This is a genomic window from Streptomyces sp. NBC_00996, assembly GCF_045162675.1.
Taxonomy (GTDB): Bacteria; Actinomycetota; Actinomycetes; order Streptomycetales; family Streptomycetaceae; genus Streptomyces.
This window is the reverse complement of sequence record NZ_CP108723.1, coordinates 9,042,807-9,056,689: the sequence shown is the minus strand read 5'-3', so window position 1 is coordinate 9,056,689 and position 13,883 is coordinate 9,042,807. Positions and strand designations below refer to the sequence as shown.

The window sequence follows — 13,883 nt, the reverse complement described above, 5'->3', positions numbered from 1 at the left end:
ACTGCGCAGTTCCCCGCGCCGCTAAAGGGGGCGCGGGGAACTGCGTGGCATGCAAGGGGTAGGGCAGAAGGGGCGAAGAAACCCCACGGTCAGTCGCCCGGCGGCCGCATCCGGAACTCGTACCGCCCCGGGAGCGGCTCATCCGTCAGCCGAGCCCACAGCTCGGAAATCACTTCGGCCCCCTCCCGAAGATCCGCAACGTCGAACCCCGCGTCGAAGACCTCCCGAGCCGCCCCCACCTCCCCCTCCGCCAGCAACAACTGCGCCTCGATCAACCGGAACCGCCCACGCGAGCGCGTAGCGGGCCGAAGCCGTTCCCAAACGGCTCGCGCATCCGCCACCCGCCGCACCGCGAGCAGGGCTCCCATCGCCTCACGCCCCAGTGCCGCCGTGGCCGCGGTCCAGACCTCACCGTTGTCCCGCCGCTCCCGGCACAGATCGTCGAACGCCTCGGCGTACCGATCGGCGGCCCGCTCCCGGTTGCCTGCTTCCTGGTCGGCTACGGCGAGACAGCGCAGCAACGGCCAGAGGGACGGGGCGAGTTCGAGTGCTCGTTCCCAACTTCGCACCGCCTGTGCCAGATCGCCGGCGTGCCACTGGGCAACGCCGAGGTGGTATTCGGCGAGCGGCGCGGCGGGCGCGGTCTCGAGCATGTCGCGCCAGTGCGAGGCGACCAGGGTCTCGCCGGGCGGACCGACCCGCCGCGGCTCGGGGAACGCACCGGACCGCAGCAGCTCCAGCCATGGGGCCTGCGCGTCACCCAGCGTGGACGCGTCGAAGGGCGTACCCGGCAACTTGTAGGCGGCCCGGCGCACTTCGAGCGCTCCCCAGCCGGATCCGACCGCGAGCACCTCACCGGGCTCGGCGTCGGCGTGCGGCAACCAGGCGTCGTACGCGGCGTCGACGTCACCCCGGGGAAGGGAGGCTTCGAGCCGGGTCTCGGCCTCCGCCCGCGCGGCCTCCCAGTCCGCCCCGTGCACCGCCTCCGCGTCCACGGCCAACGGTCCGTAGGCCTCCAGCCAGGACACGTCGCTCTCCGCGTCGAGCCGCACATGTTCGAGCTGGGTGCGGGCGAGCCCGGCCTGGATCTCGCAGTATCCGCCGGTCCCCGGCTCGGTGAGCCACTCCTGCCAGCGCCGCCCGCCCGGACCGGAGCCCCAGACGAACAGCTTGCGTCCGCGCAGTACGTCGGTGGACGTCTGCACAAGCCCGTCGCCGGCGTCGTCGAGCGCGGCGATCCAGCGTCGCCGGCCGTCGGGAACCTCGTAGAAGTAGTCGGCGGGGAAGGTGCTGTTCAGCGGATACGTCCGGTCGACCTCCTCGAACTCCGGTACAGGCACCCGCCGCAACCGCCGCTCGTATCCGAAGTGCCATGCCTCGTCGGCCGGTGCCAGCACCCTGCGCTCCTCGGGAACCGCGATGTTGGTCCACCAGTACACGGGCGCGGGTTTCTCGTGCGGGTTGCGGATGCGGACGCCGACGTACAGGAAGTCGGAGCCGTCCGGCAGCCACAGGTCGACCTGGAAGGGGAGGTCGCGCAGCCGCTCCCATTCCCACAGCCGGAGCATCTCGCCGCCGTCGGGGGCGGGGACGCGCGCGGCGTGGACGGGTGAGCAGGACAAAGTGGTGTGGCCCGTCGCGCCGATGTTCCACTCGATGCCGCCGGAGAACCAGGCTCCGTTGAGGGCGAAGCAGGCGGGCTGCAACACCGGGTTGCGGTAGAGGAGTTCACGCTGGGACGGCTTGTGGAAGAGCGAGCCGACGCGGCCCCCGTAGCCGGGCAGCACGGTGGCCCGCAGCCGGTCGTTCTCGATCACGATCGTGTCCATCTCGCGCGCCGCCCGCTGTCTTTCGTACCCGTCCCGGATGCGCTCGGGCAGGACACTGCGCAGCGGCTCGTAGCCGATCTGGCGGGCCATGTCGCGCGGCAGGCCGTCCTTGTCCCGTTCATCGATACGGTGCATCTCGTCGAGCGGCCGGAGCGGCGGCAACGGGTTGCTCGGACCCAACTCGGCGGCGGGAATCGTCAGTACGTCACGTCGGATCGTCGTCACGATGACCATGGAACATGGTCATCGAGGAGCTGACCAGGGTCTCCGCTCGTCAGGATCCGGTCAGGATTCCGCAAAGGCGGCGGCGACGAGGTCCGCGAGCAACTCCCCCGCCGTGCCCTCCGGGTCGACATCGGGGTCGTAGATGGTGACGTTGACGCCGACGCAGTGCGGGGACGTCACCAATGGGCGCAGCAGGGCGAGGAGTACGTCGGGAAGCAGTCCGTCGGGGTCCGGGCTGGCCACGGCGGCATGACACTCGGACGGTTCCGGGCGCGGGCGGGCACAGGCCCGGGTTGGACGGGGCGTCGAGCACGACGATGTTCCGCATGGAGCTCATCCTCACCGGAGAAGAGCTCAGCGGGAAGAGACCATCTCCGCCGTGATCGCCCACCGCTCGTGGTCCCGCCAGGCCCCGTCGATGTAGATGAAGTCCGGCGAGAAGCCCTCCAGTCGGAAGCCGCAGCGCCGGGCGAGCGCGATGGAGGCGGCGTTCTGAGGCTGCGCGTTGATTTCGAGCCGGTGCAGCCCCATCTTCCCGAAGGCGTACCGCACCACGAGCCCGAGCCCCTCGGCCATCAGACCGCGCCCCGCCGCGTGCGCGAAGGCGCCGTACCCGAGCGCCCCGCACAGGAAGCCGCCCTCGACAATGTTGTTGATGTTGATGAACCCGGCGATGCCGCCTCCGTCCCGTTCGCAGACGAGGAACCCGGCCTTCGTCGGATCCTCGATGAGCCGCCGCGCGTATGCGGCATAGGCGTCGGCGCTGCCGGGCGGAAAGAGCCACGGCCGGTGCAGACCCTCGCTCTCCCGGGCCCGGGCGGTGAACTCCACACCGTCCTCGTACGTGAAGTGGCGTATGCCCACACGAGGGCCTTCGGCGAGACAGTGGACGTTGTCAGGCATCCCGTCACCCTACGCGAGCGCGCGTTCAGCCTCGGCGCTTCACCGCGTACGCCCCGCACAGGCCGCCGATCACGCCGGTACCCAGAAGTGCCCTCCACAGCGGCATGGTCACCTCCGGAATGCACAACCGGATCTTGGTACCGCGGGTGTTCTCGCAGACGAAGATCAGGGCGAGCAGGGCCAGTGTGGCGACACCGACCCTGCCGGGTGTGAGCTGCCCGCCACTGCGCGTTCCGCCGCTCGGGCCGGCACTCTGGGTGGTCTTCGGACTCATGCGCCCAGCGTGAGTCGCGAGGTGCCGGCCCGCGCGGTGACAGGTTCCTCCGGGTGATCCCGGGCCGAGCCCCGACGGCGAGGCGTTCAGTTCCCGACGACCGGCAGCCGCAGTACCCCCGTGTCGCCGGGCGCGCTGGTGACCGTCACCGGTTTGGCCCCCCTGCTCCCGAAGTACGCGTCGTCACTGGCGGCGACGACGAACTGGAGGCGGTGCCCCGCCTCGTACCGGTGCACGATCCCCGGCAACGTGACGGTGAACCTCTTCGTCACGTCCGGCACCCGCACCGGCGCGACCAGCCGGTGCACCAGCGTCTTCGTGCCGTCGGGCGCCACGTCGTACAGCTTGGCGAAGAGGACCAGTTTGTCGGCGGCGTTGCCGGAGTTCTGCACACGCTCGGTCTTCGGCGAGACGACCTTCAGCGTGGCCCTGGGCGCGCCGACCACCTCGACCGCCCGGCTCAGGGGCTCGCTCGTCCAGCCGAGGTAGGTGCCCGCGGTGTCGTACGGCGCCGGGTCGGGCAGCCCGACGATCCCGGCGAGGGAGCTCTCGGAGTGGCTCGTCGGCACCAGCCGGTTGCGGTACTCCCGGCTGCCGTGCGCGACCTTCTTGCGGTTGTCCACCAGCTTGCCGTCACCGGAGAGGTAGAGGTTCTGCGTGAGCGCGGGCACCCGCGAGGCCGTGGCGTACGTGTTGTTCGAGTCGGCGATCCAGTCGCGGTAGTACGCGAAGGCCGGCCCCGTGTCGACGCCCTTGCGGTGCTGGAGATAGCGGTCGAACCAGGCCAGGATCCGCCTGCCGACATAACTCGGTCTCCAAGTTGCCCTGAGCCAGGTTGAGTTCACCGGTCGCCGGGTCGGTGAGCCCGCCGCTGTGCCCCCACGACTGCCAGATCAGCTTCGTCGGGGCGCCCTGCGCCTTGAGCGTGTTGTACGTCGCTGTCGCCTCGTTGAGATTGAAGAGGCTGTCGGCCTGCCCCTGGACCAGGAGGGTCGGCGCCTGCACGTGGCGCAGGTACGAGACGGGCGACACGCTGCGGGCGTATCGAAGCAGCGGTCCGGTCCTGGCGGCCGGGTAGCTCCCCGAGTTCAGGGTCCGCACCGTGTCGCAGGCGTCGGTCACGAAGTGCAGGCAGGCGAGGGAGTTGATCCGGGAGGGGTCGAGGTTCGGCTCGGTCAGTGGCTGGCTCTCACCGATCAGGTAGAAGCCGTTGGCCCACTGCCATTTGAAGGCGCCGGGCACGTCGGTCGCGCCGCGCGCGTTGTTCGGATCCAGCGAGTACGCCAGGTCGTTCCAGGTGATCAGTGGGACCAGCGCGTCCACGCGGTGGTCCACGGCGGCCGTGGCCATCTGGACGGCGCCCCCGTACGAGCCGCCGATCATGCCGACGCGCGGATCACCCTTGCCGTCCCGGGTGACGTAGTCGGCCTTGGTGCCGTCGTCTGCAGTCCGCGCGCCCGCCAGGAAGTCGACGAGCCGGGACGCGGCCACGCCGTCGATGCGCGGATCGTCGAGGGAGATCAGACAGCCCGACCTGCCGAAGCCGAGCCCCGAGTAGACGAGCCCCACATAGCCACGCGCCGCGAACGCCTTGCCGATCGCGTCCGTCGAACCGTCCGACTTGCTGCCGCCGAAGCCGTTGGTGGCGAGCACGGCGGGCGCGGTGTGCTCGCGGTCCACGCCCGCGGGCCGGTACAGATCGGCGTCGATCGTGCAGGCGCGGTCGTCGGCCTGGATCGTGAACTTCAGGGCGGTGACGGTGTATCGGCCCGTGGCCGAGGCGGGCGAGGTGAGCGCGAGCGGGGCGGTGAGCGCGAGCGGGGCGGTGAGCGCGAGCGGGGCGGTGAGCGCGAGCGGGGCGGTGAGCGCGAGCGGGGCGGTGAGCGCGGCACCGAGGGCCAGGGCGAGCGAGGCACGGGATCGGGATCTGGGCACACGCGAGCGACGGGACACGTAGACCTCCACACTGAGGACAACCCGACTACCGGCCGGTACTTACCGGTCGGTAGTCATGCCGTGACACGTGTCAGACGAGGTCAATCACCGTGCCGAGTGTTTCTTGACGGAGATTCAGTGAAGGGCTTACTGGACGAGCGCGGGCTCGTCCAGCGTCAACGTCCCCGCGTCCGCGTCGAGTTCGGCCCGGAGCCCGAACGGAATCGTGAGCGCGCCCTCGCAGTGCCCGAACCCGAAGTGCTCGACGACCGGCACACCGAGCCCGCCGAGTCGGTCGGCGAAGACCGCGCGCAGCCCCTCGTACGGACCGCAGTCCACCCATGAACCGAGCGCGATCCCGGCGACGCCGTCGAGCCATCCGGCCCGCAGGAGCTGGGTCAGGATCCGGTCCAGCCGGTAGGCCTCCTCCCCGATGTCCTCGATCAGGAGCAGCCCTCCCCGGGCCGAGGCACGGGCGTGCGGTGTGCCCAGATCGGCGGCGAGCAGGCTCACACAGCCGCCGAGGGTCACGCCCCGGGCTCGTCCCGGCACCAGCGCGGTGCCCTCGCCCGACGCGATGGTCCGCACCGACTCCGGCTCGAAGAGCGTCGCCCGCAGATGCTGCTGCGCCCGTGCGCTCTTGAGGAAGTCGACGGCCGCCACCATCGGTCCCTGCAGGGTCGCGAGGCCTACACGGGTCGCGAACGCCTCGTGCAGCGCTGTGATGTCGCTGTACCCGACGAACACCTTGGGCCCCGCGGCCCGTATGGCGTCCCAGTCGAGGAGGTCGACCATCCGCTGCGCACCGTACCCGCCACGGGCGCACAGCACCGCGGCGACGTCCGGGTCGCACCACGCGGCCTGGAAATCCGCGGCCCGGTCCGCGTCCGTGCCCGCCAGGTAGTCGAACTCGGCGTGCCGGTCCAGGACATGGGGTGCCACCACCGCTTCGAGATCCCAGCCCCGCAGGATGTCGAGACCGGCCTGGAGCCGCTCCTCGGGCACGGGTCCACTGGGCGCCACGACGGCGACGCGGGCCCCTGCGACGAGCCGCGCGGGCCGGGTCAGGGGGGTTGGTGAGGTCACTCGGTGTGCTCCAGATCCTGTTCGAAGTCCCGATCGACATTCTGGCCCACATGCCGGCCGAACGGTCTCACTTGGCCAGCTCCAAGGTGGGGATCCCGGCCGGGTTCAGCCCGAAGACCTGTGCGTACAGCGAGAGTTCGGACTCCAGCACTCGCACCATCGTCTCCGCCCGCCGGAAGCCGTGCCCCTCCCCCTCGAAGGCGATGTAGGCGTGCGGAACGCGTCGCCCCTGTTCCTCCAGCCTGGCCAGGAACCGCTCGCACTGCACGGGCGGGCAAATGGCGTCGTCGAGTCCCTGGAGCAGCAGGAAGGGCGCTGTGATCCGGTCGGCGTGCTCGGAGGGCGAGCGCTCCACATACCGGCCGGGCACGTCGGCGATCGGCCCGACCAGCGACTCCAGATACTGCGACTCGAAATCGTGGGTCTCCCCCGAACCCCATCCGACGAGGTCGAGGATCGGATAGAGGATCGTGCCGCAGGCGTACACATCGGTGCTCGTCAGGGACGCGGCGGTCGTCCAGCCGCCCGCGCTGCCCCCACGGATGGCGAGCCGCCTGCGGTCGGCGGTGCCCTCTTCGGCGAGCGCGAGCGCGACGGCCGCGCAGTCCTCGACGTCGACGACGCCCCACTGCTCGCGCAGCCGGTTGCGGTACTCCCGCCCGTGTCCCGTCGAGCCACCGTAGTTGACCTCGGCGACGCCGATCCCGCGCGAGGTGAAGTAGGCGATCTCCAGGTCGAGGACGAGGGGCGACCGGCCGGTGGGACCGCCGTGTGCCCAGACGACGTACGGGGGCAGTTCGTCGCCGGGGGCCACGTGGTCGGGGTGGTGCGGTGGGTAGATGTGCGCGTGGATCTCGCGCCCCGCGGGTCCGGTGAAGGTGCGGATCTGCGGCTCCGGGTAGTACGCGGGGTCCACCGGGTCGTCGTGCGCGGCACCGATCACCCGAGCCCGCCCGGTGCGGGCGTCCAGCTCGACGACCTCGTAGGCGCTGCGGGGGCTGGCGCCGACGCCCACGACTCTGCTGCCGTGCGCGGCGAGCGTCGGGGCGAACTCGGTCCAGGGTCCCGCCGCGTCGACGACCTCACCGGTCTCCGGGTCCAGTACCCCGAGCGCGGTGGCGCCCCGCCCGTGGACGACGGCGATCAGCCCGCTCTCCAGCGGTGCGAACCAGCGGTACCCGATCCGCCACAGCGAGCCGCCGAACTCCTCCTCGCGCGGGCAGACGGCCGCCTCCTCGCCGTCCCGGCCGAGCCGGTACAGGTTCCACCAGCCGGTGCGGTCACTGACGTACAGCAGCGATCCGTCGGGTGCCCAGTCGACCTGGACGACGGACTCCTCCGCGCCGCCGGCCACGGACCGCGCGGCGCGCAGCGTCCCGTCGGCGGCGACGTCCGCGAGAACCACCTCCGTCCCGTCCCACGGCATCCGAGGGTGGTCCCAGGCGAGCCAGGCCGCCTGCCGCCCGTCGGGCGAGAGACGCGGGCCGGTGACGAAACGGTGCCGCCCGTCGGTCAGCTCCCGCACGGCGTCCCGGTCTTGTGCGGCGGACCCGTCCAGGGGCACCGCGGCGACGACCCGCCGTACATCCGTCGGCCCGTCCCCGGTGAACTCCTCCAGTACGCACCACACTTCACCGCGCTCCACCCGCAACTGCGGGTCCACCCAGCGCAGCCCGTCACCCACGGGCGACACGGGTGTCAACGGCACTGGCTCGCTACCGGCCTCGTACAGATACAGCCGCTGATCGGCGAAGTTGACGAAGACGACCAGCGGACCCTCGGGGCTCATGACCGCGGCCCAGGGGTGGCCGCCGTACTCGATGACGCGGCTGCGTACATTCCAGGGGGCCGGCAGCACCGGCTCCTCCGTGCCGTCGGCCCTGCGCCGTACGAGCGCGCGCCGTCCGCCTTCCGTCGGCCGCGGTTCGGTCCACCACGCCTCCTCGTCCACGAAGTCCACGAACTCGGCGTGCCCGTCGTGCGCAGCGGCGAGCGTCGCGTCGATCGGCGAAGGCCACGAACCGTATGCCAGGCTCTGCATCCCGTCCCCCTAGGCCGTGCGCAGAAAGCGGTCGAGAACGCGGACGCCGAAGTGGAGCGCCTCGACCGGCACACGCTCGTCGACGCCGTGGAAGAGCGCCTGGTAGTCGAAGCCCTCCGGGAGCTTCAGCGGCGCGAAGCCGTATCCGGTGATGCCGAGGCGCGAGAACTGCTTGGCGTCCGTGCCGCCCGACATGCAGTACGGCACCACATGGCCCTCGGGCGCGAACTCCTCGACTGCCGCACGCATCTTCGCGTACGTCACCGAATCCACCGGCGCCTGGAGGGCCACCTCACGATGGTGGAACTCCCACTCCACGTCCGGTCCGGTGAGCCTGTCGAGGGTGGTGCGGAACTCATCCTCGCCGCCGAACAGGTATCTGCCGTCCACGTACGCGACAGCCTCCCCCGGAATGACGTTGATCTTGTAACCGGCGCTCAGCATGGTCGGGTTGGAGCTGTTGCGCACCGTCGCCTCGACGAGCGCGGCGGCGGGACCGAGCTTCTCCAGGAGGCCGTCCACATCGTCGAGGTCACCGTCGATGCCGTAGAGAGCGGCGAGTTCGGTCAGTGCCGCGCGCACGGTCGGGGTGAGCCGCAGCGGCCACTCGTACGCCCCGATCCGTGTGATCGCGGCGGCGAGCCGCGTCACCGCATTGCTCCGGTTCACCTTGGAGCCGTGCCCCGCCCGCCCGTGTGCGGTGAGCTTGAGCCAGCCGGTGCCGCGCTCGCCGGCCGCGATCGGATACAACTGCCTGCCGCCGCCGTCGTGGAAGGTGAAGGCCCCCGACTCGCTGACGCCCTCCGTGCAGCCCTCGAAGAGTCCGGGGTGCTGATCGGCGAGGAACCCCGAGCCGTCCTCGGCGCTCGCCTCCTCGTCCGCGGTGAACGCGATGACGATGTCGCGGCGAGGCCGTACCCCATCGCGCGCCCACGCGCGGACGACGGCCAGGATCATCGCGTCCATGTTCTTCATGTCGACCGCGCCGCGCCCCCAGACGACACCGTCGCGGATCTCCCCGGAGAACGGGTGCACGCTCCAGTCCTGCGCCTGCGCGGGCACGACATCCAGATGGCCGTGGACGAGCAGGGCCTCGGCGGACGGGTCGGTGCCCTCGATACGGGCGACGACGTTCGTACGCCCCTTCGTGCGCTCCAGGAGTGTGGGCTCCAGGCCCGCTTCGGAGAGCCGAGTGGCGGCGTACTCGGCGGCCGGGCGCTCCTGGCAGTCCCCGCCGCCTCGGTTGGTCGTGTCGATACGGATGAGGTCGGACGTGAACCGGACGACTTCGTCGAGGGCCAGTGCGTCAGCCATATTGCTCCTCCACCGCGGCCGAGACGATCGTGGTGACCGCCTTGAAGGTGCGGATCCCCTCGTACATGGTGTCGCTGGTGTACACCACCTTCCGCTCCCCGATGCGCTCGACACCGGGCACGACGGTGGCGGCCATCGACAAGTGCTCGGCGTCGAACTCCAGGGCGACGGTGAACGGGCCGCCGACGACGGGCTCATGACGCACCGCCAGAGAGGCGGCCTCCTTGGCGGCGGCCCTGATGTCGGCGGCGGTCCTGGACGGCGTACGGCACACCGCCGCGTAGCGCGACACATGGTCCTTGACGGCGACCTTCAGCGCCTCGGGCGCGTATCCCAGCGCGTCCTCACAGGCCACGTCGTCGCCGGTGACGAGCACGATCGGTACCCCGTACTCGGCGACGACGTGCGCGTTGAGCAGTCCCTCGCTGGCTCGTATGTCGTTCACCCACACGCCGGTGATGGAGTTCGCCAGATAGGTGTGCGCGAGGACGCCCTCCATGCCGGCGCCCGCGTGGTAGCCGACGAACGCGATGCCGTCCACGTCGTCGTGCTGCACGCCCTCCACCATGGACAGCGACTTGTGCCGCCCGGTGAGCATCTCCGCTCTCTCGTCCAGTCGCTCAAGGAGCAGGTTCCGCATGGTCGAGTGGGCTTCGTTGATCAGCACCTCATCGGCGCCCCCGTCGAAGAAGCCGAGCACGGCGGCGTTGACGTCCGAGGTGAACATCGAGCGGCACCGCTCCCACTGCGCAGTCCCCGGCAGCACGTCGGCCGGCCAGGTCACACCCGTGGCGCCTTCCATGTCGGCGCTGATGAGGATCTTCATGCCCGAAACCGTACGCGCTTCGGCCCGGGCCCGGCAGAGCCTGTGGACAACTCTCACCGGCCCAGACCACTGGCATCACCCGGTGCGCCCCGCCACCAGCCACTTCGACGGAAGTTCGATACGCGAGCCGTCGGCCCTGTACTCGGTCGTGACGAGGGGGAGTTCGCCGCTCGCGACGACCGTGAGGCCCGCGGCACGGAGGTACTCGGGGACCGCGGCGTCCGCGACGTCTCCGGGGGCGATGCCGTGCCGGAAGACCGGAGCGAGCTTGGGCGGCGGCCCGTCGGTGCTCTGCGCCAGGCCCCTCAGCACGAGTCCGGCGGCCTCGGCGAGTTCCACGAGGAAGACCCTGCCGCGCTCCCCCACCAGCGTCGCCAGGCCGTCCACCAACGGCTGCCGGTCGTCCGGCTCGGCCTGGTGGAGAACACCGCGCATATAGACGTTGGCGTCGCCGAGCTCGGCGTGCAGCGTCTCTGCCTCGGTCTTCTCGGCCGCGTCGAGCAGCCGGTACCCGGCCTGGCCCGCCGGGTCGGCGAGGCGGGCGTGGTCGAGTGCCGCGGCCGACAGGTCGGCGCCGAGGACGTGGGGAAAGCGGTCGGCCAGGAAGCGGGTCTGGGTGCCATTGCCGCAGCCGAGGTCCACGACGGGCAGATCACGGGCCGTCAAGTGCGGCTCGAAGAGGGGGAGATGGACGCCGATCGTCAGTGCGGGTTCGGCGTCCCAGAAGACCGCCCCCTGTTCACCGGGAGCCTCCCGCCAAAAACCCTCCCAGGCTTCTCGGTACCGACTCGTCACACTCATGCCCGCTCCCCAGGTTGACCTCAGCCCGCCGGGACCTGGCAGGCCAGAACGGTCTATCGCGCTCGGCGCGTAGCGACAAGCGGATGGCGCATTCCTTCACGGCCCATTCGATACCCGTGCCCCTTCGCACGCCGCCCGCCCCCTCCCTCTCGGGCATCGCGCGAGGGGGTCAGCGCCGCGGCAGCGTCAGTTCGAACCACACGGTCTTGCCCGCGCCGGTCCGGCTGGTCCCCCATTCGCGGGCCAGCGTGCTGACGACGCGCAGGCCGCGACCGAACTCGTCGCCGGGCCCGGCGCTGAGCAGCGTCGGCAGCGTGTGATCGTCGTCGTCCACCTCGCACAGCAAGGTGTCGCCCCGGACGAGCCGCAGCTCGATCCGGCGGCTGTGCGCGTGCCGTACGGCATTGGTGACGAGCTCGCTGACCATCAGCTCGGCGCTGTCGGCGAGGGCGGTCAGGCCCCACACGTGCAGCTGCTCGCGGACCATCGCGCGTGACCTGGCCACTTCGAGGGGGTCGAGAGCGAGCCGCCACTCGGCGACGTCCTCCGGCTCGATGCCGTTGAGCCGGGCCATCAGCAGGGCGACGTCGTCCTTGCGGCCACCACGGGTGTTCAACGCGCGGATGATGGTGTCGCAGGCGTCGTCCATGGACGCGGCCGGGTGGGCGGCGGACTCGCAGAGCGTGGCGAGGCCGACTCCGATGTCCTCGCCACGCACCTCGACCAGTCCGTCGGTGCACATCACGAGCCGGTCGCCGGGCGACACGCGCACGCGTACCGCTTCGAAGGGGACTCCGCCGACTCCGATGGGCGCCCCCGTCGGCAGGTCGAGCAGCTCGCTGTACCCGTCGGCGGCGTGGACCAGGACGGGCGGGATGTGGCCCGCGTTGGCGATGTGCAGCTCGCCGGCGATGGGGTCGTAGACGGCGTACAGGCAGGTCGCGAGGTAGTTGTCGCCGAGCCGCTGGGCGAGGTCGTCGAGGTTGCGCAGCAGTTGGGCGGGCGGCAGGTCGAGTGCGGCCATGGTCTGGACAGCGGTACGCAACTGACCCATCATCGCCGCCGAGTTGAGGCCGTGACCCATGACGTCGCCGACGACCAGGGCGGTGCGAGAGCCGGGCAGCTTCACCGAGTCGAACCAGTCGCCGCCGACCCGCCCGAGGAGCGTGCCGGGCAGATATCGGGTCGCGATGTCGCACCCGGACATGCGAGGTGCGATGTGCGGCAGCATGCTGTCCTGGAGGGTCTCGGCGACGCTCTCCTGGTACGTGTACATGCGCGCGTTGTCGAGTACGAGGCCCGCGCGGGCGGCGAGTTCGGCGCCGGTGACCCGGTCCATGTCATTGAACTCGACCCGCTCGGGGTGGCGCAGCAGGATCATGAACCCGAGCACCACATTGCGGGCCTTCAGGGGCACGACCAGCATGGAGCGGTTGGTGATGAGCGGCCTGATGTCGCGCTTCTCGAACTGCGAGGCGATCATGTGCCCCATCTGCTCGCTGATGCGTGGCACGAGGACGGGCTCACCGGTGGTCATGCACTGGAAGAACGGTGTGTGCGCCGGAAAGGGCATGGCCTCGCCGACCGGTACGATGTCGTCCCAGCGGCCCGGCTCGTCCGTGTGCTCCAGAGCGACCCGGTGCCACATGGTGGTCGTGTCGGGCACCCCCTCGTGGAAGCCCTCACCCGCGACGACCTGTTCCCGCAGGTACGTGCCCGCCACATCGGTGAAGCGCGGCACGACGGCGCGGCTGACCTCGAGGATGGTCTGTGCCAGGTCCAGGGAGGTGCCGATGCGGCCGCTGACCTCGTTGAGAAACTCCAGACGCTCGCGCACGGCGACGTATTCGAGGTCCTCGCCCACGTCCTGGACGGCCTGGGGCACGGGCTCGCCGGAGGCGGCAGCCCTGGCCACCCGCTCGCGACGCGCCTTGCGCTCGGCCCGCCGCGGCACGCCCCAGTCGGGGGTGACGGGCACCCGGTCGTTCTGACTGAACTCAAGGACGGGATAGCCGAGTTCGAGAACCTGCGCGACGATCCGGGCGCTCTCGCCCACGCTCATGCTGGGCAGGATCTCGGGCAGTCTGCGGGCCAGCTCCTCGGCACCGGGAAAGTCGGTGTGCAGCGCGAAGCCGGGTGCGATGCGCTCGACGGCCGCTTCGTCGGCATCGGGGCCCTCGTGACACATCGCGCCCGCGTCGGCGGCGAGGACGAGCAGGCGCTCCCGTCCCGGGCCCACCAGCGGGTACGCCCACCACAGGACGTCGACCCGATCACTGCCGACCGTGGTGAGCCGGGCGCGCCCGGAGGCCGGGTAGGAGAGCCGCCCGTCGAGGGAGGACTCCAGGTCGGGGCCGAGTCCGTCGTACGCCGCGTACGCCCCGTAGGGCGCTGTGTCCCCGTCCTCGGGGAGCGCGCCGGAGACGGGCAGCAGGTCGACGGCGGAGCGGCCCACCGCGTCCTCCTTGGGAGCGCCGAACAGGCGCCTGGCGCCGGTGCTCCAGTGCGACACCAGACCGTCGCGGTCCACGACGACCACGGCCAGGGGGATGCGTCCGACGGCGGCGTGCTCCGCCACGTCGTTCCCGGCTCCGCGGCTGGGAGCTGTGCCCACTTCGGTGCCCCGAGCTGTATCGCTTTCCATGGCCC

General features: G+C 70.9%; 9 protein-coding genes and 2 pseudogenes. All 11 read right to left on the bottom strand.

What is annotated here, in order from left to right; genetic code table 11:
* Positions 1-89: 89 nt before the first annotated feature.
* Positions 90-2,063 carry a DUF5107 domain-containing protein gene (locus tag OG390_RS41995; RefSeq protein WP_406175305.1) on the bottom strand — a complete coding sequence of 658 codons (1,974 nt, stop codon included), beginning with the start codon at positions 2,061-2,063 and terminating at the stop codon, positions 90-92.
* A 51-nt stretch (positions 2,064-2,114) separates the two neighbouring features.
* Positions 2,115-2,300: pseudogene (locus OG390_RS41990) on the bottom strand (arginase family protein); the annotation flags it as partial.
* A gap of 108 nt (positions 2,301-2,408) precedes the next feature.
* Positions 2,409-2,957, bottom strand: a complete 549-nt coding sequence (locus OG390_RS41985; RefSeq protein WP_406175304.1) for a GNAT family N-acetyltransferase — start codon at positions 2,955-2,957, stop codon at positions 2,409-2,411.
* A 25-nt stretch (positions 2,958-2,982) separates the two neighbouring features.
* Positions 2,983-3,231, bottom strand: coding sequence for a DUF1049 domain-containing protein (locus tag OG390_RS41980; protein ID WP_406175302.1), 249 nt, complete (start codon positions 3,229-3,231; stop codon positions 2,983-2,985).
* 86 nt (positions 3,232-3,317) lie between these two features.
* Positions 3,318-5,133 (bottom strand): annotated as a pseudogene (locus tag OG390_RS41975) (CocE/NonD family hydrolase).
* 180 nt (positions 5,134-5,313) lie between these two features.
* Positions 5,314-6,252, bottom strand: a complete 939-nt coding sequence (locus tag OG390_RS41970; RefSeq protein WP_406175300.1) for an LD-carboxypeptidase — start codon at positions 6,250-6,252, stop codon at positions 5,314-5,316.
* 67 nt (positions 6,253-6,319) lie between these two features.
* The gene (locus OG390_RS41965; RefSeq protein ID WP_406175298.1) at positions 6,320-8,293 is read right to left on the bottom strand and encodes a prolyl oligopeptidase family serine peptidase; all 1,974 of its coding nucleotides are present in this window, start codon (positions 8,291-8,293) and stop codon (positions 6,320-6,322) included.
* Between the two features lie 9 nt (positions 8,294-8,302).
* Positions 8,303-9,607: a M20/M25/M40 family metallo-hydrolase gene (locus tag OG390_RS41960; RefSeq protein WP_406175297.1), complete on the bottom strand. Its 1,305-nt coding sequence runs from the start codon at positions 9,605-9,607 to the stop codon at positions 8,303-8,305.
* Positions 9,600-10,433: a M55 family metallopeptidase gene (locus OG390_RS41955; protein WP_406175296.1), complete on the bottom strand. Its 834-nt coding sequence runs from the start codon at positions 10,431-10,433 to the stop codon at positions 9,600-9,602. Before OG390_RS41955 ends, OG390_RS41960 begins: the two co-directional genes overlap by 8 nt.
* 75 nt (positions 10,434-10,508) lie before the next feature.
* Complete coding sequence (locus OG390_RS41950) at positions 10,509-11,234, bottom strand: class I SAM-dependent methyltransferase (protein WP_406175294.1); 726 nt, start codon at positions 11,232-11,234, stop codon at positions 10,509-10,511.
* 169 nt (positions 11,235-11,403) lie between these two features.
* Positions 11,404-13,878: a SpoIIE family protein phosphatase gene (locus OG390_RS41945; protein ID WP_406175292.1), complete on the bottom strand. Its 2,475-nt coding sequence runs from the start codon at positions 13,876-13,878 to the stop codon at positions 11,404-11,406.
* Positions 13,879-13,883: the final 5 nt, after the last annotated feature.

Bases quoted from the DNA above. Each gene is read 5' to 3' on its own strand.
- OG390_RS41995 (WP_406175305.1), bottom strand. From the start codon at position 2,063: ATGGTCATCGTGACGACGATCCGACGTGACGTACTGACGATTCCCGCC.
- OG390_RS41985 (WP_406175304.1), bottom strand. From the start codon at position 2,957: ATGCCTGACAACGTCCACTGTCTCGCCGAAGGCCCTCGTGTGGGCATA.
- OG390_RS41980 (WP_406175302.1), bottom strand. From the start codon at position 3,231: ATGAGTCCGAAGACCACCCAGAGTGCCGGCCCGAGCGGCGGAACGCGC.
- OG390_RS41965 (WP_406175298.1), bottom strand. From the start codon at position 8,293: ATGCAGAGCCTGGCATACGGTTCGTGGCCTTCGCCGATCGACGCGACG.
- OG390_RS41960 (WP_406175297.1), bottom strand. From the start codon at position 9,607: ATGGCTGACGCACTGGCCCTCGACGAAGTCGTCCGGTTCACGTCCGAC.
- OG390_RS41955 (WP_406175296.1), bottom strand. From the start codon at position 10,433: ATGAAGATCCTCATCAGCGCCGACATGGAAGGCGCCACGGGTGTGACC.
- OG390_RS41950 (WP_406175294.1), bottom strand. From the start codon at position 11,234: ATGAGTGTGACGAGTCGGTACCGAGAAGCCTGGGAGGGTTTTTGGCGG.
- OG390_RS41945 (WP_406175292.1), bottom strand. From the start codon at position 13,878: ATGGAAAGCGATACAGCTCGGGGCACCGAAGTGGGCACAGCTCCCAGC.